The following is a 22,605-nucleotide window of genomic DNA, read 5'->3' on the forward strand; positions in this document are numbered from 1 at the left end:
CCCGGTTATATGTTCGGTAACACCGTCAACGAATGCGATAAGTTCCTAACCTTTTTTTATCGAAAAACTTAAGTCTAGGACGATACCGAAAAATACTACTTACCCAGAGGACCCTATTCCTTGCCCGCTATCTACTTACGTAGGTCGCAAAAATAAACCGGTTAGGCCACGCATTCCGCTCATAACGCCGTTACGACCCTCCACAAAATAAAGTTCGTAAATTAATACTTTTGTTCGCTGTAAATCTTTACCGCCTTTTTTATGAATTTTAAAATTGGGACGGCCTAATACTTATATAAAACTTTTCAATAGACCTTCTTATAACGTAGTTCGCTGAGTGATCTTCTCCGTTATTAAATGAATTTTAGGAGCTACTAACACCATATTTGGGGTTGTAACCCCAGTTAGGATAGCGGTGGCCGAATATTAAAGTAGTCCTGAATGCTTTTTGGGGATAGAGAAGCAATTTTTACAAAAATTGAGCCAGTAAATCAGATAGATGTGAGGGAGTAATTTTTGTAAAAAAACGGAGCTGGAACCCCAAAAAGCATTGAGGACAAACATTGAACCCTCGAGAGAGAAGGAAGCCCCGCTAAAGGGGCTTAGAAGATATGTAGCTACTTTTTTTTCAGGTAGAGATAAGCTGCAGAGCATCGAAACAGGCGCCCTAGGTCTTCTAGACGCGTTTTGTGACCACTACATATGAGTTGCTTCGTAGGCGTAACTCACGGTCCAGCGGGTCTTATATTGTAGGCATACGGGAATAAAAAGTCGATATTAGTCTTCCATTCTTGATAGAATAGGACTATTCCTCTAGTGATACAATTTCACCCGCGACCATAAAAACCAATAGCGGTAGCAACGCCCTAATAAACCAAAAGCACCATAACGCAGATGCCGACGTTCATAGCGATTTCACGAAAAGAAAAATAAATAGTAATAGAAGGACTGGAAAAATTAAAACCGGTATAAACCTTGACGTAGAGAATGACGTCATGGAATTAAACACTATTTATGAGAATGTCCTGAATGCTTGTTGGGGTTAGAGAAACAATTTTTTACAAAAATTAAGCCAGTAAATCAGATAGATTTGAGGGAGTAATTTTTGTAAAAAACGGAGCTGGAACTCTAAAAAGCATTCAGGACAGAATAACGGAGATACAACGTTGGCCAAATTTTTCAATGGCCAACGTGTCGTTGATAACTAAGTAATACTTATCCTTAAAATACTATCTCTCCGTTATAGTTATTGTTTTGCTATTGCCTGTAGCGAAAAGTCCTGAGCAAGTATACGCAGTAAGTGAACAACCTATCCTTAATTAAGCTATAGTCTATGCTACAATACAAACGGTGTCTTTAGCTCGTAAAGAACTCAAAGGAATTAAGAATTTTGTATTAAAAGTAGTTGTTGCTAAAACCAACTCATCGGGGGAACTCGATTCAACAACGATAACCCGAGTATTAACAATATCCAATTTCAGTAAGGAAGAAGCGTTTTGACGAGGTTAGGAAGTACTGTCGAAAGCGTAGCGGCTGTGCTTAGTTGTTTCGTTGGTTGAGGGTGTACTAGTGGATGAAATTTAAACGACTGACTACCCGGATGAACTGACTGATGCGGTTAGATTAGTTTAGTCCGCCGCAAGTATATCGACTGCTATACCTTATTCGCTTACGTTGAGTAGTTGTTTCGATGTCACGAGTATTTCTTAGAATTTTTATTAACGACCGGAATGTACCGGTCGTGTTCGTGTTAGATCTAACAATAAGGGTTTACCCCTTAAAGAAATAGATTAGGTAGTTTTTATGGCGGAAATCTTTTTTCCAAAAGAAGTTTCCAAAGATTAAAAGACTCCCTCAGCCAAAAGCATAATTTTTTGCAAGGATCTATTGGAACAAATCTCATTTAAAGCCAGTTGTGAGGCCCTTATTATCATTCTGGGCGTTATTAAGGTGGATAACGGAACTATGTTTGTTACTAACTAAAGTTATAACCTAAGTTAAGTAATATGGTGAAACGGGTTGGTGCTTTAAACGGTTTGAGTGGAAAACGCGAAAAATAACTACACAGCGTGCACGAAAATTTGCGAAGTTTTGACAAAAAACTGTATCCTAATAACTTTTTAACTCGTGGGCGTAGCTGGTCTAACCTCAAATTATCAACACGTCAATCTCGATGCGAACTTATTAAACCTAGTTTTAACAATAATTGTTATCCACCTAGTAACCCGCGCGGTCTGAGTATCCAAAAGCAACGAAATGCTCAGTCGAGTATATTAAATAGTGACTCGAGTAAATCATTGACTATTTTAAATACAAGAAGCGCACATTAGCGGTTGTACCGACGCTTAAAGAAAGGATGAAATCCGTTCCGGAGAACTTGGCTTCGAACCAGTTTTACGAAACTATTTACCAATAGTTGAAATAGCTCATTCACGTTATGGTCAAGACTCTCAAAGAATAGTATTTAATGTATTTCTTTTTCAAAAGAAAAGTCCTCTTCATCACTGAGATTTAGTTCAAGACTATTTAGTGGACAACGGTGTTTGTCTCTTCTGCTAAACTAACGGACAAGTTACAAAAGTAGACCTTATTATTTGAGTGTCTTACATGATCCACATGGTACAGCTACTGCTCCACGTAGTTATGTTCATGAAAAACCTTGAAATACATGTTAAGGTAATTGCTAAACCTACTTGACAAAAAAAAAGAGGAGTGATTAACTTCCAAGAACGTTTAATCCTTGTTCCGGCTTGAGGTCACTACTCACGAAAAATGGTAGACTTTGTATTTCTCATGGAAATAGCGGACCTGCTTTTTGTGTAAAGTCTCTGTATGGAACATCGCCTACATCATGTGGACGACGGAGCTCGTGGTACATAAGTTATTATAGGTAAACAAGATCGACGACAAGAAGTATTACGTTCGGCCGAACCGAATTAACCAAGCGTTATTAAACCATATTCCTGTATTAAAATTTATTTATATTTTTTCTATCGCCTAAAATTGTTTATATATTCGGTTAATGTAAGATTAAAAAAATAGTACACTAATTTAAAAAATGAACCTAATAGTTAATTTAGGTTTAAATCTCCCACTCCTCTATCTTTCGCTTCTTGCAAATAACCCCACTACCTACAAAATTATGCTCCTCATTTGTAAGTCGGTTACCAAGTTTAACAACGGAACAACCACGCACTTCACTTTGGGCCACCACGTTTCTAAAGGACCCACTTCCGTAAAACGGAAGTGAGTCCAATGTACAATAGGTGAAATAAGAAAATAACGACCAAGAGAAAAAAATAACGAAAGAGGAAACCGTCGTCAGCGAAATTGTAAAGGAACAACGACGACTGGACAAAAAGATGCTAAGACCAAACTTCCTCTTGACGACGGACATAACCGAGCAACGACAACTAATGGTGATCCGGCTGCAGCAGCCAAAACACTAGAAGCTAGTGGTCAAGGAAATCTACTAAAACGAACACCAACTAATGCCGAACCGTAAAAAAATCGAACTTAGACGCCCTAACTTCGACTTCTCAGACATACGGGTGGTTTATTCGAGCTGGTATTTGCAAATTACTTTGATCAAACTCGCGAAAAATGCCCAACTACAAGGCATTTACCGAACTGACGGCCAAGTAGTGCATTTCTTCAAAGACGGAGTGACGGTCGTTCCACATTAAGTCCAACGACCTAATTTCTCATTGACCCAAAAAATCTGAATGGGTGTAATAGGAGAAACTCCGCTCATTAGCATATAACACCATTCACGTATATTCCTAACCGCTATTAATAATGACTTTGCGGCACAGAAAAAAGTTACAGAAATTACTTTAATGCGAAGAGTAACTACTACTTCCAACGGTAAAGACGTCCTTCGACATGAACCTAGAGTCGCCAGAAGAGGAAATTACGAAGAAGAAGCTATTCTGCACAATATCTCTCTGGTACTCTGACTTACAATGCTTGTCATGGAGCAGGAAGTGTTGCACCCGTTTGAAGAACTCGCGAAAGTGGGTTACTATTAGAATCCGCAACTGCGCTGTAAAGATTTTCTGGTTTAGCTCTCTATGCGGGTTGGACTTAGGCACGAGATAGACGGACATTGCGAAGAAAATTCGCTAAAAGGTGTAGTGCAACTAAAAATGACCTTGAGTATAGCTATTTTAGCTATTGCTGGTCTGGTGGGTTTAGTGCATCTGCGTTAACCGCACGTTAAAGCAGTCGACGAAGTTATAAACACAACTTCCGACAACGAAGCTATAGACGAGGTGGTCAACGAAACCGACTCAAATGTAGTTAACTTTGGTCTCGAAGCCAAGCCAGTTAGTGGTTTCGTGGAGGTCTGCCGTTGTATTGAACCGCAACTATACGTCAAAGATAAACCGAAAGTTAAACTATCTTCAATTTGTTTCCCTATGACGACAACATTTCGAAGTTTAATCCATTTTTAAGCCCAAAATGCGCGAGTTATATAACGAACCGAAATTACATCCTTTAGACTAGTAGTTACTACTAAAGCGACTAACTGAATGCATTCAATAGCGCTTACCTTGCTTATTACTGTAGTGGAAGAACCACTTAGTTCGTTCCTCGTTCAAGACATAATATTCGGACAAACTAACTAACGGTAACTAATGTGTCGTATAGGTCCAGTAGAACATTGAGAAGGACCGAAAACGGTTGAGGCCGACACGCCTACTATTCAGGGTATAGAAGCCCATCGCAGTCACGCAACTCACAAAGTGCATTAAGTAGCGCGAGAAGAGGGAGCTATGCAGACCTCTATGGTGGTCTCGCTCCCAACAAACCGTAGTCTTGTTCCATCGTTGGCCGGTTCCATTATATCCATCACTCACGTCGTGGAAATGACGGTGCGAGAAGAAACAGATGAACTTGATTATTGAGGACTGGAAGTGCTTAATTGCTTCACTAACCACCGAAAAGTAGTGGTTTAAGAAGTCCTAAAAATGAATTTATAAGTCCACGTTAAAGAAATTCACCGTTCTTTGGAACCGCAAATCTCGGCATAAGATGTTTTTGCCGTAGCTCCGAACCGAGGGCAGACCATTGCCAACGAAATATTTATAAGGGGAAAAAGAAGTGAAGTGGTCCTGTGAGTTACAGGTCCAGTTTATTTATTGCCAGAAATTGTTCACGTTGTGCTTGAAGGAGTCAAACGTAGCGTAACTAATTGTAAAAAAGGTAGATTATGGGGTATTAATCCCGCGGCAGTAAATTCAACTCTATCATATTCCGAGTTTTATGGAATCTCCAAGTTAACCTATATGACTGTAAAGATGCGAAAACTGACTACAGACCTAAAAGACACGAAGCTACGTATGTAGACATACGACACAACGGTATAAACTTTTGGGCCCGCAAAGTGGCGTTCTTCGATTATCCAGTCATCGTGGACCTTAACTTGTTATTCGCTACACTAGAAATTCGCTTGGGTACCGGAACATTTGTCTGAAATGCGTCAAAGGGACGAGTTGTCTGGAGAAAACTTTGCGATGACGTCTTCTACTGACGCAGCGGCCATGCCACGAGCTTAGAAGTACATGACGTCTCATGTGAGGTAAAGAAACGAAGCGAAAGGGCTCGTAAACAAAAGAACGTCGCTCAAAGCTTTCTCCAGATTACTTTCCACGTACGAGACTTTATATGACCAATGTTTAGTTTGCCCATCTTTATACTTCGGTTTCCGCACGCTTTCGGGACTTTATTAAACATTAGCCATATTTCGTACAGACCGTACGCATCCAAAGACAGTTTTTATACGAGTTAAATAGAGACCGTAACCCAACGAAGGAATATAGACGAATTTACCTTCGCGATAAAGAGTACATTGATATTAAATTGTTCATTAGTGAGTAAATCCCGCCCAATTTTGGGTTAGTGGAATTGCTAGTCGTATATGAAATTTCATTTATCAGTGCGAAAAAAATAAATTTACGCAATATTAAGCCAACGTACCTTTAAAAAGGTGCGATGACCGCTAGTATGGTTTTTTTAGTGCGGGTCGTTTGTCCAAATAACTGTTACTCACTTCATTCAATATTTCTTTAGTCATTACTTCTTCTTCCCGTTGCAGACCTATTAATAAACTAAGCATAAAACTTTCCACAAGGGTTTTCGGTATAAATATCTTAATAGGCACCACCACTCCAAGCTCAATTATTTTTTTCTCGTGTTCGGTTAAGTTCCAACGTACGACCGCTGTCACATGCATAAGGGGGTTAAGCGGACAGTCTTAGTTTTCTCCACAAACATCCACTACGTAACCGTTTTGCCGATTTACTTACGTAATAAAAACTTCTAAGGACAAAAAACCATTAATTATTCGGACGTCCATAACGACAAGTACCGCCTTCACCAAACTCAGAGCCACAGTAGCTTCGCAACTCTTTTTGTTCTGTTCTAAATCGGATAAATCTTAACTAAGTAGCAGAACTATTCCTTTGAAGCCCAACAGAAAACAATCGGTTCTTTTCTTCATGAAACTCTCGCTACGTACGTAACGAACTCAGTGCACTTCATGTTTTCTGAATAACCCGCAATGACTGAGTAGCGACCCTTCCATTTTTTGTTCACTGACAAGCACGGCGTGATCTTTTTTTATGAAATTTTAGTCCACTCGCATAACAGAGCCAATTTCTTCTTCCTTTTCGAAGCCTTTGTCCTAAATTCGAAGAACTTTTGATAGTCGTCCGGACAACCCAACTCCGCTGAGGATTTTGACCCGCATGTGTGGTTTAGGCACATGTATCGCGGGTAAACCCCGTACAATATCAACCGCTATTTTTTATACCTCGTGAACGTCCTCTTTATCTTCCCTATCTATTAGTCGTAGTAGCAGAAAAAAATGTACGCGCTCGGTAAGTTAAACTTAACTTACCGTGTTTCGTAAACAAAGTTCGACTACGTCTATTGGTAAAAAGATGGCGTGATTTTGTTAATGCACGCTCCTCGCATCACTCGTTACTCGTTAGGTATACTAAATCACCATAAACTGACCCTTCCATGATAACGCCTATGACATCCTTAGCAAAATGTATATCAACGATGTCTTCGTTTAAACAACCCTAAACCGTTAAAACTAGGAATGGTCCGTTCTTTTATACAACTCAACCCAAATCATGTTCGAAACTCCTTTTGTATAGGCGTAAACTGCTGTTGTGTTGTGGTTGTTAATAATGTCCGTCATGTTAATCGATACGTAAGAGCAAGTTGACTACACACAAACTACGGACCCCACGCACTTGACTAGGTAGTTTACGTACTCCGCTTTTATTGGGAGCGCTAACGTTGGTTATTTCCTGTCGTTAGGAACAATGCGCGAAACGTCTGATGCCCAGAACTATTATATAAATTTTATTGAGCGAGACGTCCTGTCCAAGGACGATTTGGAACAGGTGTTTACAACCTTCTTTAATAACTTCTCGTGCCACCTTGTCGTCGATGCTGTAATTACTATCCGCTAAGCGAATGGCTATACCTTTACCGTTTTCCACGAGTTCAATGACGACATCCTTATCTGCAAATAGTGGTCGTTCTTCTTAGACGTGAATTTCGACGACCCCGTCATCAGCATAAACTACTAATACTTGTTTATCGTCTAAAAAATTTAAATAGCTTCTCATCATTTGGTGTCTGTATCAATAGACATCGGACCCGCTCCTTAATCTAATTACTCGGCGCTAAGGGCTCGAGTTCAAACAAGTCCGACCTAAAATAAAAACTTGATGAGTATCCTACCCCCAACGAAATAAAGCATAATACATTTCCCTCATAGTTCGCAACTCATGTAATTGGTCAAATGGTTTAAATAATTGAAACGACGCGTAGCAAAACTAAGGTCATAAACAATAACATAAAATAAATGGCAAAAGTAAACGTGTATACAACCGTCGTTCGTAAAAACGGCGTCGTTCGAAATGACTAACCAACCTACCAAAAAACCGTGCATTCGAGTTCTACTACAGAGGTAAACCACGAAAAGAACTAGGACAGCGTCTGTTTAATGACCAAAGATCGTCGAATAACGAGAACCAGCCTCGATTTCTCTAATTAATGTAATGATAGGGCCGCTAACACTAACAACCGGCACTTTAACAATAAAGTCGTAATGCCCTCACCTACCGACTTCAACCGTCTGCACGTTCACAATGTCAGCCAATACATCCTTTTTAATTTTGAAAAGACGTTTACTAGCGAAACAAAAATAATAATCGTAAATTAAGCAATCTGTGTACCCCACCTTAAAACCCAAAACAGGACGAAATACACCGGCGTTAAAATTGCTAAACCAGCTACTAATAAATGGACCGTTAACGTACCGGTCTTAATTGCTTTTTTTTAATTTAAATAATAACTGTCGCAGAATTTAAAGCCATCTTAGTGTGGGGCATCTCTGCGCCCTTATCGAGTCAACCATCTCGTGTTGGAACGGTTCCAACCCCAGCGCTCAAGCTCAGAGCAAAGGGCGAGGTTTAATTTCGCTGTTGTTTTCAGCGAAAAAAAAATCTCGAATTTCTTCTTCATAATCTTCATAGTTTACTCCGACACACCGTCTCACCAGTACGTCGCCGGACGTTTCGGCACATGCGGCCAAGCTAAGGCCGGAGTCGGAGGTATTTATTTAACGGGTCCACCGCTTTGTCCATCTGCGTTCCCTGAATTTTAGGGAGCCTCCGTTGAGGTACGGCCAAGCTAAGGCCGGGACCCGTGGTTAGTGGTTGGTGGTTAGTAAGACTTCGTTTGTTCTAATTGCGTTCTTAGCGTTTCTGGTATGGGTTAGGCACAAAATTACAATCGGGAACAAACTCTTTGTGTTGCGACTCGTCGTTGCACTAGTAACCTATGTAGCTCCACTGTTCATGGTGGCCGTAACATCCAGGTAACGCATCGCGGTTTTACTTTTTTTACGTCCGTTACGGCGAACGATTTGGCAAGTTATTAGGCATACATGAAGGAAATCCTGTTTCTAGGTTAAATTTTAGTTCATTATGGTTTCGCTACTACGGTCTTTAATTATGCGGATATGAACTTATTTTTCACTACCTATCTCCTAATTATTTTGACCTACGAGAACATGGGGTTATAGGGGTCCGTGGTATGTCTGTGTTCCGTTACTCGCTTCCTATTATGGTTCTCGATCCTAAGTATGTTTGCTGGAATGGACTATCGTCCAAATGTATAATCCATATATCCTATTGACCATCAAGTAATTTTATTGTGATGGCTCATAGGTAAGAACACAGGGCCCAAATATTGAAGAATAAATTGGTTGTCAACTAGAAGCACGTTGACAACGTACGAGCCTGACATTTAGGTCAAGAGAAACGAAAAGATTGGTAAGTTAATTAGCTCCTGCCTTACGGAATTTTTTATTCATCTTTGCCAACCTACTCGCTTAGACGCGAGGAAGTAGTGCTACTATATTTCTGTAGTTAAGGAGACCTCAACACTCCAAATCTAAATTCCGTTAAAATAGACGTACTTTCCACTATAGTCAGTTTTGTGATAAGCAATTAAACTTTTTTCGAAGCTATTAAAGTGCCGGGAGATAAAATTTTAGTAAGTCTCATTTAACTACAAACCGTTTTATTCGTGAAAAAAAAGGTAACCGCCGAAAATTAAGAAGAACCCGTGGGCGCCGTTATTCAAGGTATGAATTTAGCAATTTTACCATTTTAGAACGGGTTACTTCACGTCAGTAAGGGACGCTTAGTCGTACTAAGTGTCACGTTAGATTAAGCGCGTAAAAAAAGTTTTATACGGAACGGCGAAGAAATAGACGGTCAAATGTACGATTATGATCGCGACATAAAAGTATTCTCCATCAATTTTCTTTAAAACCTAAACGGTTTGAGTTACGCACGACGTTAAATCTGCCTAATGCAAGTTATTACCGGACTACATTCCCCCATAAACAACTATGAAGTAGTAGTATTGACATACCCAATACGTGTCTTTCAACCGTTATATCTAACTCTAAAAAATTATAAAGAACTCTACTTAGATACCTAACGTCAAGCCACTCCATCTATCGTTTTTTTAAAAATTCACGTAAATTTACTACATTGTTCCCGTTGCACACAAGATTTTATAATCCGAAATCGTTTAGTAATAGGGCGTTTATCTAGTCCTCCCTAACTTCAAAAAGATACGACAAAAATATAGAATCAACCCCGTTGTATCCAGGATAATAAAGAAAAACATTATTTGGCACAAACAGTTACTTAAATTTTTTACTTAGTTCCCGATTTTCTAGGAGGTGACTTTCTAACCGGAGATAATTATTAAGACGATCATTACCTTAATTAACTACTCCTTCTGAAAATGTTTCGGGTTTGTGCAGTTTTTAGTTTATGGTAAGTGACACAAGAAGGTATATATATCTTAGACTTAAAGGAGATAGGTATCTCTTTGCTTGGCCTCATTGCACCGAATCAAGTCATATCGCTTGTTCGGACAAAAAAACGCGATTTATTGTCTATTCTAGTATTTAAAATAGTATAACAAGTCCTCGATTGGAGTAACGAAAATGGTTTCGAAAGGCACGAAGGTCTAACCATAACTATAGGCGTTTGTGCGCATCTCGGGTTTTGCCTAATCTTTTCGCAAAACAAAATTACTTACTTTGTTCCACTTCCTTTAGCCACTCGACAAGTTCTCGAGAAGGTCCACCTCAATTCGATTCAAGAAGTGGATTGTCCCGTAGTTGAAGTAGTTTTACGTGTAGCCCAAACAACTATTTCCGCTGCTAAAATAGCAATTTCTACTAAAAAGCATGCAAGGAAAGGCTCCTCCGGTATTATAAGGAAGGCAATTATACTCTAAAGAACGTATTGGCTACAAAGATAATAGGATCAGTAAAAAAAGTATGTTTATTGCGCGAGTTTTCTCACCCCAAACGCCCTCCCAACGACGAGTCCGATTTAGGTAAAAGAAATGGGTTTTGCTAACAAGACCCCGCGATATCACTACTACATAGCTGTAATCAGAATCGCAGGACTATTATAATTTCCTCTTAGCATGTATAATATTAGTAAACGCAGTTAAAATACAGGTAAATAAAACCCCCAATCACTTCGCGTTTAACTATTTTTTGTTTGGACAGATAGTGATCATACCACAAAACTTTTTCGAGCAAATATGTAAATATCTGTTCTACTTCGTACGTATTATTAATGGGGTGTTTTAGTAAAAAAAAGGCGTTATAGCTAATTTATAGGTGTTTAAGACACCTATTGATACACCCAATTGACTACTTCTTTATTATTTATCGTCTTGAGGTATATTCCATATAGCGAACCTACTAAAAAAGAGATGTTATTCTGAAATTGGTTTTTATTTTCGTTTGTACATATTTGGTAATCGGGAAAAATACCCCAATGCGATATGCGCAAGGTCTTTCTTCTTAGTAAAACAGAGAAAATAAAGCGAGTCAAGCTACGATCCATAACCGTAACCACACTACCAAGAATAATGCCAGAATAGCCATTACTTACCCAAACTGGTCGTTTATGTATTGGCTAAAAAGCCCTACCGAGGACTTTAATGTCAAAGACCTGGGTTACTTGCTGAGTCACTAACCGGACTTCATCGATTTTTTTAAGTTTGCTAAAGGCTTTAATTTCGCGAACGTGGAATACAACCACCCGTTCCCGATTACCAAGTACTTCCTGTCCAAATAGGATAACAAAATTGTCCACACAACGGACTTTTTCTTCTTTTTTACTCAGTGAATGTTCTGTTCAATGAACGACCCTCAGATTCATTAAATTTTCTAAAACCGTAGTAGAACCCCTCTCCCGAACGTCTGTCGTACCCTTGCTACTAACCTCTATTCCAGTGGCAGTACTAAGGCGTTCGCTGTCACTGAGGACGGCCTTACTAAGGAGCAAAATTTGCTAAGTGACATCAACCCCAAAAAAGACGCCCTTCGCCCAAATTAAAACTATGGTTTAACCGTAAGTAGTTATACCCCCTACGGGTTTTCAATAACGTTTACCCACTACTACATTGGCCATAGTTTTACTTTTATCTATTGCAAATAGTTCGTGGGCTTAACTGAAGAGCTAATAGAGTGAATAATCCACTTCTTATAGTCCATCCATTAACCTGAGTCGTTATACCACGTAAAAAGGTTCGTCAATTTTACCTTTTTTGCTACTACAAAGACTAAAATAATGACTAATAGCGTCATCGACGTAAATTAGACCAAAGGAGAGACCACTACCAACAATTACTGTTCGTTCGACTCTAGCGTTAAGATTCTTGATAACCACGTTGAGGAAGATGGTATAATACCTGTAAATAACAAGTTCCCTACTACCATCCTTAACAGCCGTGTGAAAAACCAAACTAACCGCCTAATGATAATCGTTTGTTACGCTGGTGTTAACACTTAGTAGAAGTCTGGACCAAAGTAAAATTTCAGAACAGAAGGTCATAAATAAAACACCTAATAAACGGGAGATTCTAAGATAAATCGCTAGATACCTTTCAAACACAATACCGTAATAATTACTCGAAAAAACGTTGTTAAATAGGACGGACCGCCCGGAGTTTTTGACACTAACGCCTCCGAAACGTAATACTCACTACATTAAAATTCACGATTATTTAATACATTCAGTATATCACTGCCATGAAGATTTCACGTGCATAATTCTCCCTAACTAGATAGGTATCCGTTTCCACTCGCGAACCGTTAATATCCAGGAAGTCCAAGACCCTTTTCGTGAAATAACGTAAATAACCCACCGAATCTATTTGGGTGTTCGCCTCTACATAACTATTTCCTGTGTTTAACCGTTTCCTATTTACTTTTTGTTGCAACATTTAATGCATTGGTTCCAAACCCTAAATAGATGGTCAAAGTAGTAAACAATGGTCTTAAATGGCGCGAACTTTTACAAAGGTACGGCGATAACGATCGTTTACAAAGTCACTTCCTACGTCTCCGGCTTCGCTCATTTTACGACCTACTACAACCGGACTTTCTTTCCTTTTGTGTATTCGGACGTGTCGAAAGGCCTCCTCTCGCCGTTGCTCAACGTTATCGAGCTCGAAATCACGTGGTTGGGATAACGCAGAACCGACTACTCGGATGTCCTTTAGACCTAGTCTGTTGACGTTGCTTTCATAAACTAAATTACGACCTCAACTTATCTTTTTACTTGTGGCGAAACCAATAGCATTGAGTACTAGTCGTTAATCGTTCTGTTTACCTATCTCAAAATCATGACCCTCTTCCGTACAACAGTCTCCACATTTACTATATCTATGCAAGGATCCGATAATGACAAAGTCTATTCCTAATAGTTATTTGTCTCCTCAATTGGTCCTACAAATTTTTTTGTCGTCCTTTACTGGCATTTAGACATCTAGATTAAGTGTTGTGACGGGTCCCGTCTTGGAGTCCGTTCTTGAAAGAACTGCCTCACTCTTTTCTGCGGTTGTTTATACTCGACTAACTATGACCTCAGGGTAATTTAAGGATAGTTAAAAATAGAGGGGATTCGTTTATATTTTCAAGTTTTCGGGTCCAAAGCGGCAAATAACAAGTACTATACGTTTAACGCCTGCTCCTACCCAAACTCCACCTCAGACAAACAGGAATTTGGTATCACATAACTTTCGGTTATCAAGAGTTTTTTAGCACTCACTTCGCTTCTTATTAAACCCCTAAGCTACTACTGTTTGGACCCAAAACGAAACGACTTGAGTTCGATGTTAGTTTAGTTTGCGGTTATTTATTGACTTTACATCGGACCCACTTCCACGTTCGGCATTGGCTCCAAAAATCGTCAGTAGGAGCCCAAGACAAAATAACGTAAGTCCGATGTATTAAATGAAGAGAATTATTAAGCGTACAGGACCCCACGCTCCCTTGCCCTACTGTAGTGCATGCAACCGATTTGGCCACTGTATTGAATGGTTTGCGAGTTTTGGATTTGGTTTAGGACGTACACCTTGCCATGGCATAGCCGCATCTAGAGATATGGTAACTATTGAGAGAAACGAATCCAACGTAAGAAGTTATGCAGATAGCTCTTATAGCTCTGCGAGAAGCGCAACTGACGGTGGCTACTAGAGTGGCTAAGGTCCCCGATTTTGTAGGTATCGACGCTGCCAAAAAAGTAGTAGTAACTCCGCGTACATTTTTGGAAATTAAAGAACGCCTATTAATCAGTCCTACTGACCAAAAAATGTTACTTAAAGACGGTCTATCGCAAGTACGAGACTGACGTTTAGGTTTGGGGTCGACTGACCTTTAAGTTTAACAACTGGCGTAACAAGGTTTTAAAATTACCGTAGCCATATCCAGTACTGAAGTTTTAGACTTAGTCGTTATACAAGGTTCGCAAGTTATGTTGGACCTCGTTGTTTAACTAACTTTTTGAGGTATAGTAGTCTTGCAAGCAGGTCCTGACGAAACGTATTTATCGCGTTGTATGAAACTGAATTTAATGTTTATAGAACGTTTCATCGTTTTCGCTAAAGTCCAAGTTAGTAGGTCTTAAGTCGCTCCACTGCCGACCATAAACTCAAAAGTCGTGCCTTTCAACCGGGTTTTCACATATGAAAACTGTATCGGTATGTTATTCGAAGGTCCAAATCAACGGGACTTTGTCATTCTTTTCAGAGAAATGGTTTCTTTAGGAACGATTTCAGTTAAACTGGCTTAAGTAAAAATCCGTGTAAATTTTCTAGATTTCAGCTATGTGCTTTGTAAAGTGGGCGAGGGAGTGTTAGTGATCTCCACTATTATCCCCATACATAGGTTTTCTTTGGAACAAGCACCTTTTTTGCTACCTACCGAACACTATTTGTTACTGCCTAAGCACATTGCCGCGATTAGCATAAACATGCACCCGCATCTACTCGATGGAGCGCATCTTTAAGGTCACATACCGCAAAACGGACTTATCCTATTGATAGACCTAAAAGATGGGTTGGGTGCTGGAATTATATCAGTCGAACTTAAAGTTTCCGAACCGGAAAAGGAACACTCCGTTGGTTAAAAGGACTCCGTTAGTTTCTTGTCGGCCGTAATTCAAATCACTGAAGAAGTACTATTAACAGATTTGGTAGCCATCGATGCTAAACTTAACCTCGTTTTGTCCTTGGTAGTACATCCGATTATTTTCTGTTCGGACAAAACCTTAGTGCAGCCCAGAAATGGGTTGGAGATTGCCATTGCACAAGTAGTTACGACTAAAGTGGTAGGTCTGTAACAAAATACCATTTTTGAACCCAGTAAAAAATGAGGAGTGAGACACATATGAAACGTACCGGTATTCCATGAAAAATTTAAGATAGTCAGACGCATACGTCTAACTCTATTTCGCATCAATATTGCAATGTAGTTCGTAAAAAATAACTTCTTAATCAGTCCCAATCGCTCGAACCTATACGGTTTTTAGCGCTAACATTGGGGCACTTCATATCTATGGACATTGATTTTTACTCTACTATGTGACCCCAATACGCGTAAAGATGATAGAACCACAATTTTGCGTAACTAAAAGAGTAAAGTCACGCGATAAGGATATCGTTTTTTGAAATTGAATATCTAGTTCTTTTATACTTGCACAAAGTTATATTAATAACTCCTTGGTAATACAACGATTTTCATAAGACGTAGAGTAACAAAAACACAAGGAAACGTCGACGTCGTTTACTATGCCATAATTTTAATATGTCTGGGATACCACTACGTAGTCTCGTCCATCAGGGCGTTCACTCTTCGTTTAGAAAACCGCTTACAATAAGAGTTAGAGTTAATTAGTAAGCGCTTCTACGAACCGCAACATAACGACCACCATTTTGCATACTAGGAACGAAACATTTTCGACCAGGTTTATCCTGACTTCGAAATACAGGAGCAAGAGGGACCTAACCTCTGTCGCACGACTAATTCCAATTTCTTGGAAACTTATTACTTGTTTTATTTTGTAACCTATACAGAGCGTGAATAGGAACCCCTTAGCTTAATTGGTTACCACTCGTCACAGTACGCTAATTCAGTCTGTTCTACATACTAGTTTACGGTCACGCAATATTTACGTCGTTGTTTTTAATGGACCAACCGGTAAATGTCGCTACATTTTGCCATACCTCATACGAGCTTTTTTGTGGGCTGCCACAACACTGACATCTTAATTCATTTCGGACCAAAATTCTTATTCATTATAAAAAAGAGATTCGTATTAATAAAAAGTAAATTCCTATTTCGTCTCGTTAACTGGATGGTTCGTGAACGCGTTCTTATATTAGGCGTTCATTAATTATTTAATCTAGTTTTTGTTGCTCTGTCGCTAATGAATAACCGACAAACAGATCTGGTTCTTCTTGTAAATTGCGCTTCTTACCTACTACTTAATAAGCGAGTTCGCAATTGTCTTTAACCTTTCGGCTTATCGATAAGTTGTGACGCTAAGAAATTAAGTCCGTTACTACTTCTCGTTTGAGTTCTGGATTGTCTTCTCATACATAGACCAGATAGTACTTTATTATGTAAGGCTAAATAGAAGGGAACAATTGCAATTCCATTGGCACGACCTGTTGTAGTGTCTGACAAATACTTCGGTGTTTGCCAATGTGGTAATTTGCTCCCCGATTCAAACTTGATAACTTCAAGTCCTCGACGAAAAGATTTACCAAGGTCCCAGTTTGTTACTCGTAACTAAAGTAACTATTCTCCTATCAATAGGTAGCGTTTTACTTTTGCCACACGTAATATCTGAACTCCCTGTTCTGTCTCTAGCCGGTTACATTGACGTAGTGGTTTTGTTTTCCCAACCGAGGCAAATTATACGCTATTGAAGCGAAGTTCCCGTAGTTTAGGCCGAAATTCGGTTACCACTATGGTAAGATATTGAACACAAAGTAACCGAACTTTGACGAGAAAATTAACTAAGTTATGAGAATTTAATAAGTCTCCCACGTATAGTGTACGATGCTAATTCCGTTCTCTAGCATGACATCGAAATAGGGTTCCTAAAACTCCGTTATTGAATCCCTAACCCATTCAGAGTAGGTCTATTAGCTACTATCGTTCACTAACTGATTATTAGACAGGTAACTAAAGATTTGTTCCTTGATTGAGAACTCCTAAATAGAGAGACATGAGACGTGATACGACGAGAGGCGGTACTAAGTGATTTACTTACAATTGAACAAGTATTCACTATAAAAAATCCAAGTCTCGTTATGCTTGGGCTATTGTGCGACACCTCGCTTTTATTAGTATTTCAAAGTAATGAATATGGAAAAACTGTTGAACTAGTTACCGCGGTTTGTTCGAAAATGGAACAAACAGCTCGTAAAGCTAAGCTTAAGATAGGGGTTTCGCGTATTTTCTGCAAAAACGAACTGGGACAAGATACTAAAGGTCGTATGCAAAAAGCCGTTATGTTCTTTTTGGAAACGACGCTAGTTCTAATCTTTGTCATGGACTTGGTTATTATCAGGGTCGTGGGTCATGAGACCAAAAACGACGTACGACTTAGTCGAGACCTTTTCTTTTGCAGTACAGTTAAGGTCGTAACCCGACTGGCTTGTTAACAGGCAAGTCTACTGAGTTATTTCCGTCTACGTGTGCAACAGGTAGGGTTAATCATGAATTAAGTAGCCCCCATTACCGATGCCCTCTTTTTGACGACCTTCCAAACCTTACCTTTTTGGGTTTTGGGAAACGGTTAAGTAGACCATAATTTAATGCGTTACTTTGCAGTAACTGATCGTAATTGTTAAATTATACAACGAGACGTAAAAATACCAAATAGGGGTACCCTTGTAGTAGCCATTACTGACGTTGAAGACGAAGTTTCAGCTACGGTTTTCGGAGTAGTCGTTGATTTTACCCTAGAGATCCGGGGTTCTTGCTTAGCCTTGGAGGAACTATGTAGTTACCTAGTCAGGTCTTTAAAAGACCGTTATGTCGTGGAGCCCGAAACGCGTGCTCAAGCTGTACCAATTGCATCCGTGACGGTAGTCGGGTAACTATTCGTGCACCGTTCCCCCTACACGTATCAACGCCTAGTTTTAGCTTCCACAAAAGGTTTACCGGAAGCAATTCAACAACGCTCTGTCAAACATTGAAAAGAAAATGACGTAGGGTTACTAGATCTCGCATGACATTCAACCCACGTTAAACCCCTTGTGCTTAACGTTCTCAGTTACGAACTAACTGGTGCGTATTGAGAGGTAGAGCACTACTACAACTAAAATTTGACCGTTCAAAGTATTCAAGGAGTAATCAGCAACACGGACCTACGTCGCTTTATATACGCTTAAAACTTTTAGGATCCAACGCAAAACGTGGTGAGGGTAATTCAATTTTGAAATAGTAAGGGTACACCCGCCCTTAGGTAGAGATTTAACCGAAATCGCAAGTTAATCTTAACCTAGGGGCGGACGCGCCCCTACTGTTGCTGTGCTTACCTGCACCATGAAACGGATTAGGTCCGATGTAAGAAATGCGACTATCAAGAAAGTTCCATGGTGCAGCCTAAACTAGCGCAAGTTACCGGAGCTTATTGCGGACTTTTAATGGAAGTGGCTTAGGGACTAACGGAAACGCAACTTATTAAAGTTTTTTATGTCCTGGTTTCTATAAAAGTCATTTTTAAACGTCATTATCTGGTACAAAGCCTAGCACGAGTGGTAGTTAGTCCTAAACGAGTAGAACTTCACGAAACTGACCAAGAACTACGGTTCCCTCGGCTAGCACGTTGTAAAGTATTATTCATAGACCTTGTAGTTCTTTAAATTGCGGAACGAGAGAATTACATACGTGCCATACCATTTATAAGAGTCACCAATTACGCTATACAACTTACGGAAGCGGAAACATAAGCACGTCTTTGAGAAGTTAAACACTGTTTAGTAGAAATCTAAGTAAATTTCCCTAAAATTAAAAAGGTGTTCCCGATGGATTGCGAGCTGAATTATTCGGCCAGTAAAAGGGAAATTATAATTTTATTGCTTAAAGGACCTTTAATTTTTACCTAAGCATCTTGACTCGGGTAAATAGGTATAACGGTGCCTTATGTAATACCCAATTTACTAGCTAGTAGTGATTTGGTAATGGACGATGAAAAAATGATCTAACCACAAGGGTTATCGGCCTCTTGCCAACTACAACTAGTAGTTGTTTTATTTATTGTGAGGGCGGCTAACGAACCTATGGTTCATTTGGTACTACACGTACACGCGTTAGAAGTTTTCGTTAACGAGGTACAAAGTCGCGTACAAGCTTTCGACGAAAACGTAAAAAATGAAATTTAGGGTACCGTGTTCGTGGTCCAGGTACTCAGAACGACACACAAAGTCGAACCGTTAAACAACGTCGTAACTGATATTTAACTTAGAGTGGAACAACTTTATTTCACTACAGAACTAAAAATACCACACATCATCGAACCTTTGGGTATAGTCACTTAACAACTACATCCGCAAAAAATAGCCCTGGACTTTTAAGCTCCTTTCGTTTTGGTAGATTAGGTGTTCCCAACAATAAACAAACGTAACAGATAATGAGGAAATTTTCATAAGCCATGAATATTTTAGGAAAGGAGTTCTCTCCCCTTTTGTACTGTGCACATCGGACCCACTCACGACTTCCGGGTCCTTAAAACTTTGGACCCAAAACGACTTGAAGTGGGTCCGATGCAATACAGAAATTCTACCGACATGATTTTTATTAGGTAGCCGATATCCGTTGTTTGATTATTTATGCGCGACTAGTAAAAATTAATTAAGTAATTCAAAAGACTAAAGAGACCAAACGGGCGGGAAAAGTAAAAGTAGCTAATGGAATGGTAGGGTCTTATATAATAGTTAACGTTAATTAGGGACTCCAACTTAGTCAAAATTACGGTAAAGTATTATTAAATGCATTAACCAAAACAGCCGCAGATATTTTTATTTTAGCTTGAAAACGAGGGTTGGAAGTCGCTAATTCCGTACATTACATAGATTACGAGCTGGTTCAGCATTAAGTTAAAATACTAGAACAAAGCGAAGAAAGGTCTTTCCTACACGGAACGAACAGGTAAGACGTGACTACAGTGTCCATTAGTCGAATGGCAGTAGTCCATCGTAATTCCTGTACCGGTTTCGTGATATTGGTCATTTACAAGGATTGAGGTTTTGTAAAAAACGCGCCTAATTCGCATTTTCGTTAACGTATTTAACACGAACAAGGCCACGTTGAACGTACAAACGGTCAAGGTACCACCTACAGTGAAACGCATCTGGCCAATCCCTTCCCACAAGTGCGTTTCTAAATAGGTCGTACATAAGTATTTCGAGTCCTCAATCTGAATTCACAAAGTATAGTAAGAAAGAAAATTCTATTAAAGAGAAAACGGTTTAATAGACGTTAAAGCGATCATCCATTTAAAAGGAATTGTCTGTCTCGCTTCTAAAGTCAATTTACTCATATCTAGCGTAGTTAGACAACCAATTAAAAAAGAAGTCCTCATACTTCTATAAATCTCCGTCGTTTTTAATTAGGCGGGCGTAACTATTGTATTAGATGACGTTTATTTTAAGGAAACAGCACGTTAAAAAAAGGTACCTTCCATACTCGATCGACTAATAAACGACGTGGACGCTATTAACACCAAACGTCAACTCTTTATCACTACAGTAATTATTAGCGTGGATTACGTGTTCCTCGTTTTTGTAGTGTTCCATGAAACACTTAAACTAGGCATGAATGACGAAATCGCGGGTTGAGCCATTGCCGTGCTAGCTGACGACGTCGACTCTGTAGGCGTTGCCAATCACACCGAGGATTAAGTACATTTACAGATCGTTCATTTTTAGGTTGTACCGGATTCGGGACCTACCGATGTACTTGAGGCAAATTCGAAAGAAATGGCTCAAATTTGCGTTGTCGCCGAACTTACGGAGCGTCTTATGGAGCCCGTCATCTCCCTCTTCCTAGCGGTAGTATAAATCTATTCGACCGATGTATCCCCCATACAAGACGTTACTACAGGTATAGACCATTAAGTCATGGTGATAGCTCTCGTCATTACATCGCCGGTAAATTAAGTACTTGTTTAGCTGGTTTAACTACGTACATGACTCGCGCTAGTTTGCTTGGAAACCCAAAATATTACTGACTAAATGGCGGAGGATTTCCGTTCAAGTGACTACGACGAAACTTTGAGTAAGGAGCCCGTTCTGCGTAACGTAGAACTTAGCGTCGTATCCATGATCCTATAAGTTATTTTGCCGTTGGTGGATTTCGTCCTGGATTAAACCACAACACTTACCGCTAATATCGAAAGTAAGGTCAATACCCTAGGTGAAATTTCACATTCAGAGGTTTTGGTACTCTCTCGCGCATTAGCTCCTTTAGTAGAAGCCGGTAATAACCCAATCATAAACTATATAACAGGTGTCTTTAGTAAACAACTACGAGGAGAAGTTTATAAAAACGTCTTCAATATAAGGATAAAAAACTAATTTAGTTACCACGTCAATTATTAAACCACAGAAATCCATACGACCATATGTGAATAAATTAATAAGTAGTCTAACCTCTCACAATACGCGGTTCATAAAAAGTCTTACGACTGAAATTACGATCAATGTGGTAAACGGAAACGACTTCTTTACTATGGAGGTAGGTAAGGTGCCGGAGTTAACCAAGAACTATTTTAACTAAAAGTTGAAAGTCGTTTTGTCACCCATTGTTGAGTTTGACGAAATAATCCCCAGTTATAGTTACACTGAAATTGGTCACGACTAAACCAGTTCCGTGCTCGACTATAATACCTCGCTAACTTATTTTAGCGTTTTCCCCTCACCGTAAACTGGCGTAAGCTATCCAGTGTTCTATCGAGACCAGAACTTTTCAACATACACGTTCGTGTTCGTGCTCATTTGGTTCCGCGTAATTGGCTATAAATATTTTTACGATTTCTACACTCAAATGGGCCCCGTTTTATACTCTATCGGTCACAGCTAAAATTCGGTTCAAAACTACTTTGTGTCCGACAAAATTCAGTTTAAGCGGTTGCCAATATAGTTGTTCACTTACTACTTGAACGAGCATAGTTATTCCGTATAGGCCCCGTTTTAATGTCGCAGTCATTAAATCTAAAACAACTGCCCTTATTAGGTAGGGTTGGTTCCGAAATAGTTCGGTTCTGCTACTTATGCTACTACCATCCGCTCAGTCGACGAGGTCGAGGACGCAATTGCCAGTCATTACTCAACTATAATTGACGTTAACAACTTCAACGAAGTTTAGCTTTCGTTATCTATATCATATCTTTAAAATCATAATTTCTTTTTCCACTTCAGGTCCCCGCAACAGCGTTATTCACTTCGCATCGCCGTATCGGTAATTCAATTCCTTACAACAGTAAGGGCTCGTCTGGAATTCCTAAAAACAGTATGGACTCTTCCGCAATCTCTAACAACAGTAAGGGCGCTTCCGCCCTTAGATAAGTAGTCACCCGTGCCGCGAAACAATCCTTACCCAAGGGCGGAAGCGCCCTTACTGTCACCCAATTCCTAAAAACAATAAAGCCTCTGTAATTCTTAAAACAATAAGGG

At 39.5% G+C, this 22,605-nt stretch carries 2 protein-coding genes and 1 pseudogene; 1 reads left to right on the plus strand and 2 read right to left on the minus strand.

Features of this window, described 5'->3' with window-relative positions; translation table 11 throughout:
- Window positions 1-12,386 precede the first annotated feature (12,386 nt).
- Window positions 12,387-12,587 (minus strand): annotated as a pseudogene (locus tag DGG96_RS21445) (hypothetical protein); the annotation flags it as partial.
- A 2,187-nt stretch (window positions 12,588-14,774) separates the two neighbouring features.
- On the opposite strand from DGG96_RS21445, the gene DGG96_RS20925 reads away from it, so the two are divergent.
- Window positions 14,775-14,924 carry a hypothetical protein gene (locus DGG96_RS20925; RefSeq protein WP_165831633.1) on the plus strand — a complete coding sequence of 50 codons (150 nt, stop codon included), beginning with the start codon at window positions 14,775-14,777 and terminating at the stop codon, window positions 14,922-14,924.
- 7,479 nt (window positions 14,925-22,403) lie between these two features.
- Here DGG96_RS20925 and DGG96_RS21080 read toward each other — a convergent pair.
- A partial coding sequence (locus tag DGG96_RS21080) for a hypothetical protein (RefSeq protein ID WP_205872625.1) occupies window positions 22,404-22,605 on the minus strand: 202 nt, incomplete at its 5' end.

Source organism: Legionella qingyii (assembly GCF_003184185.1).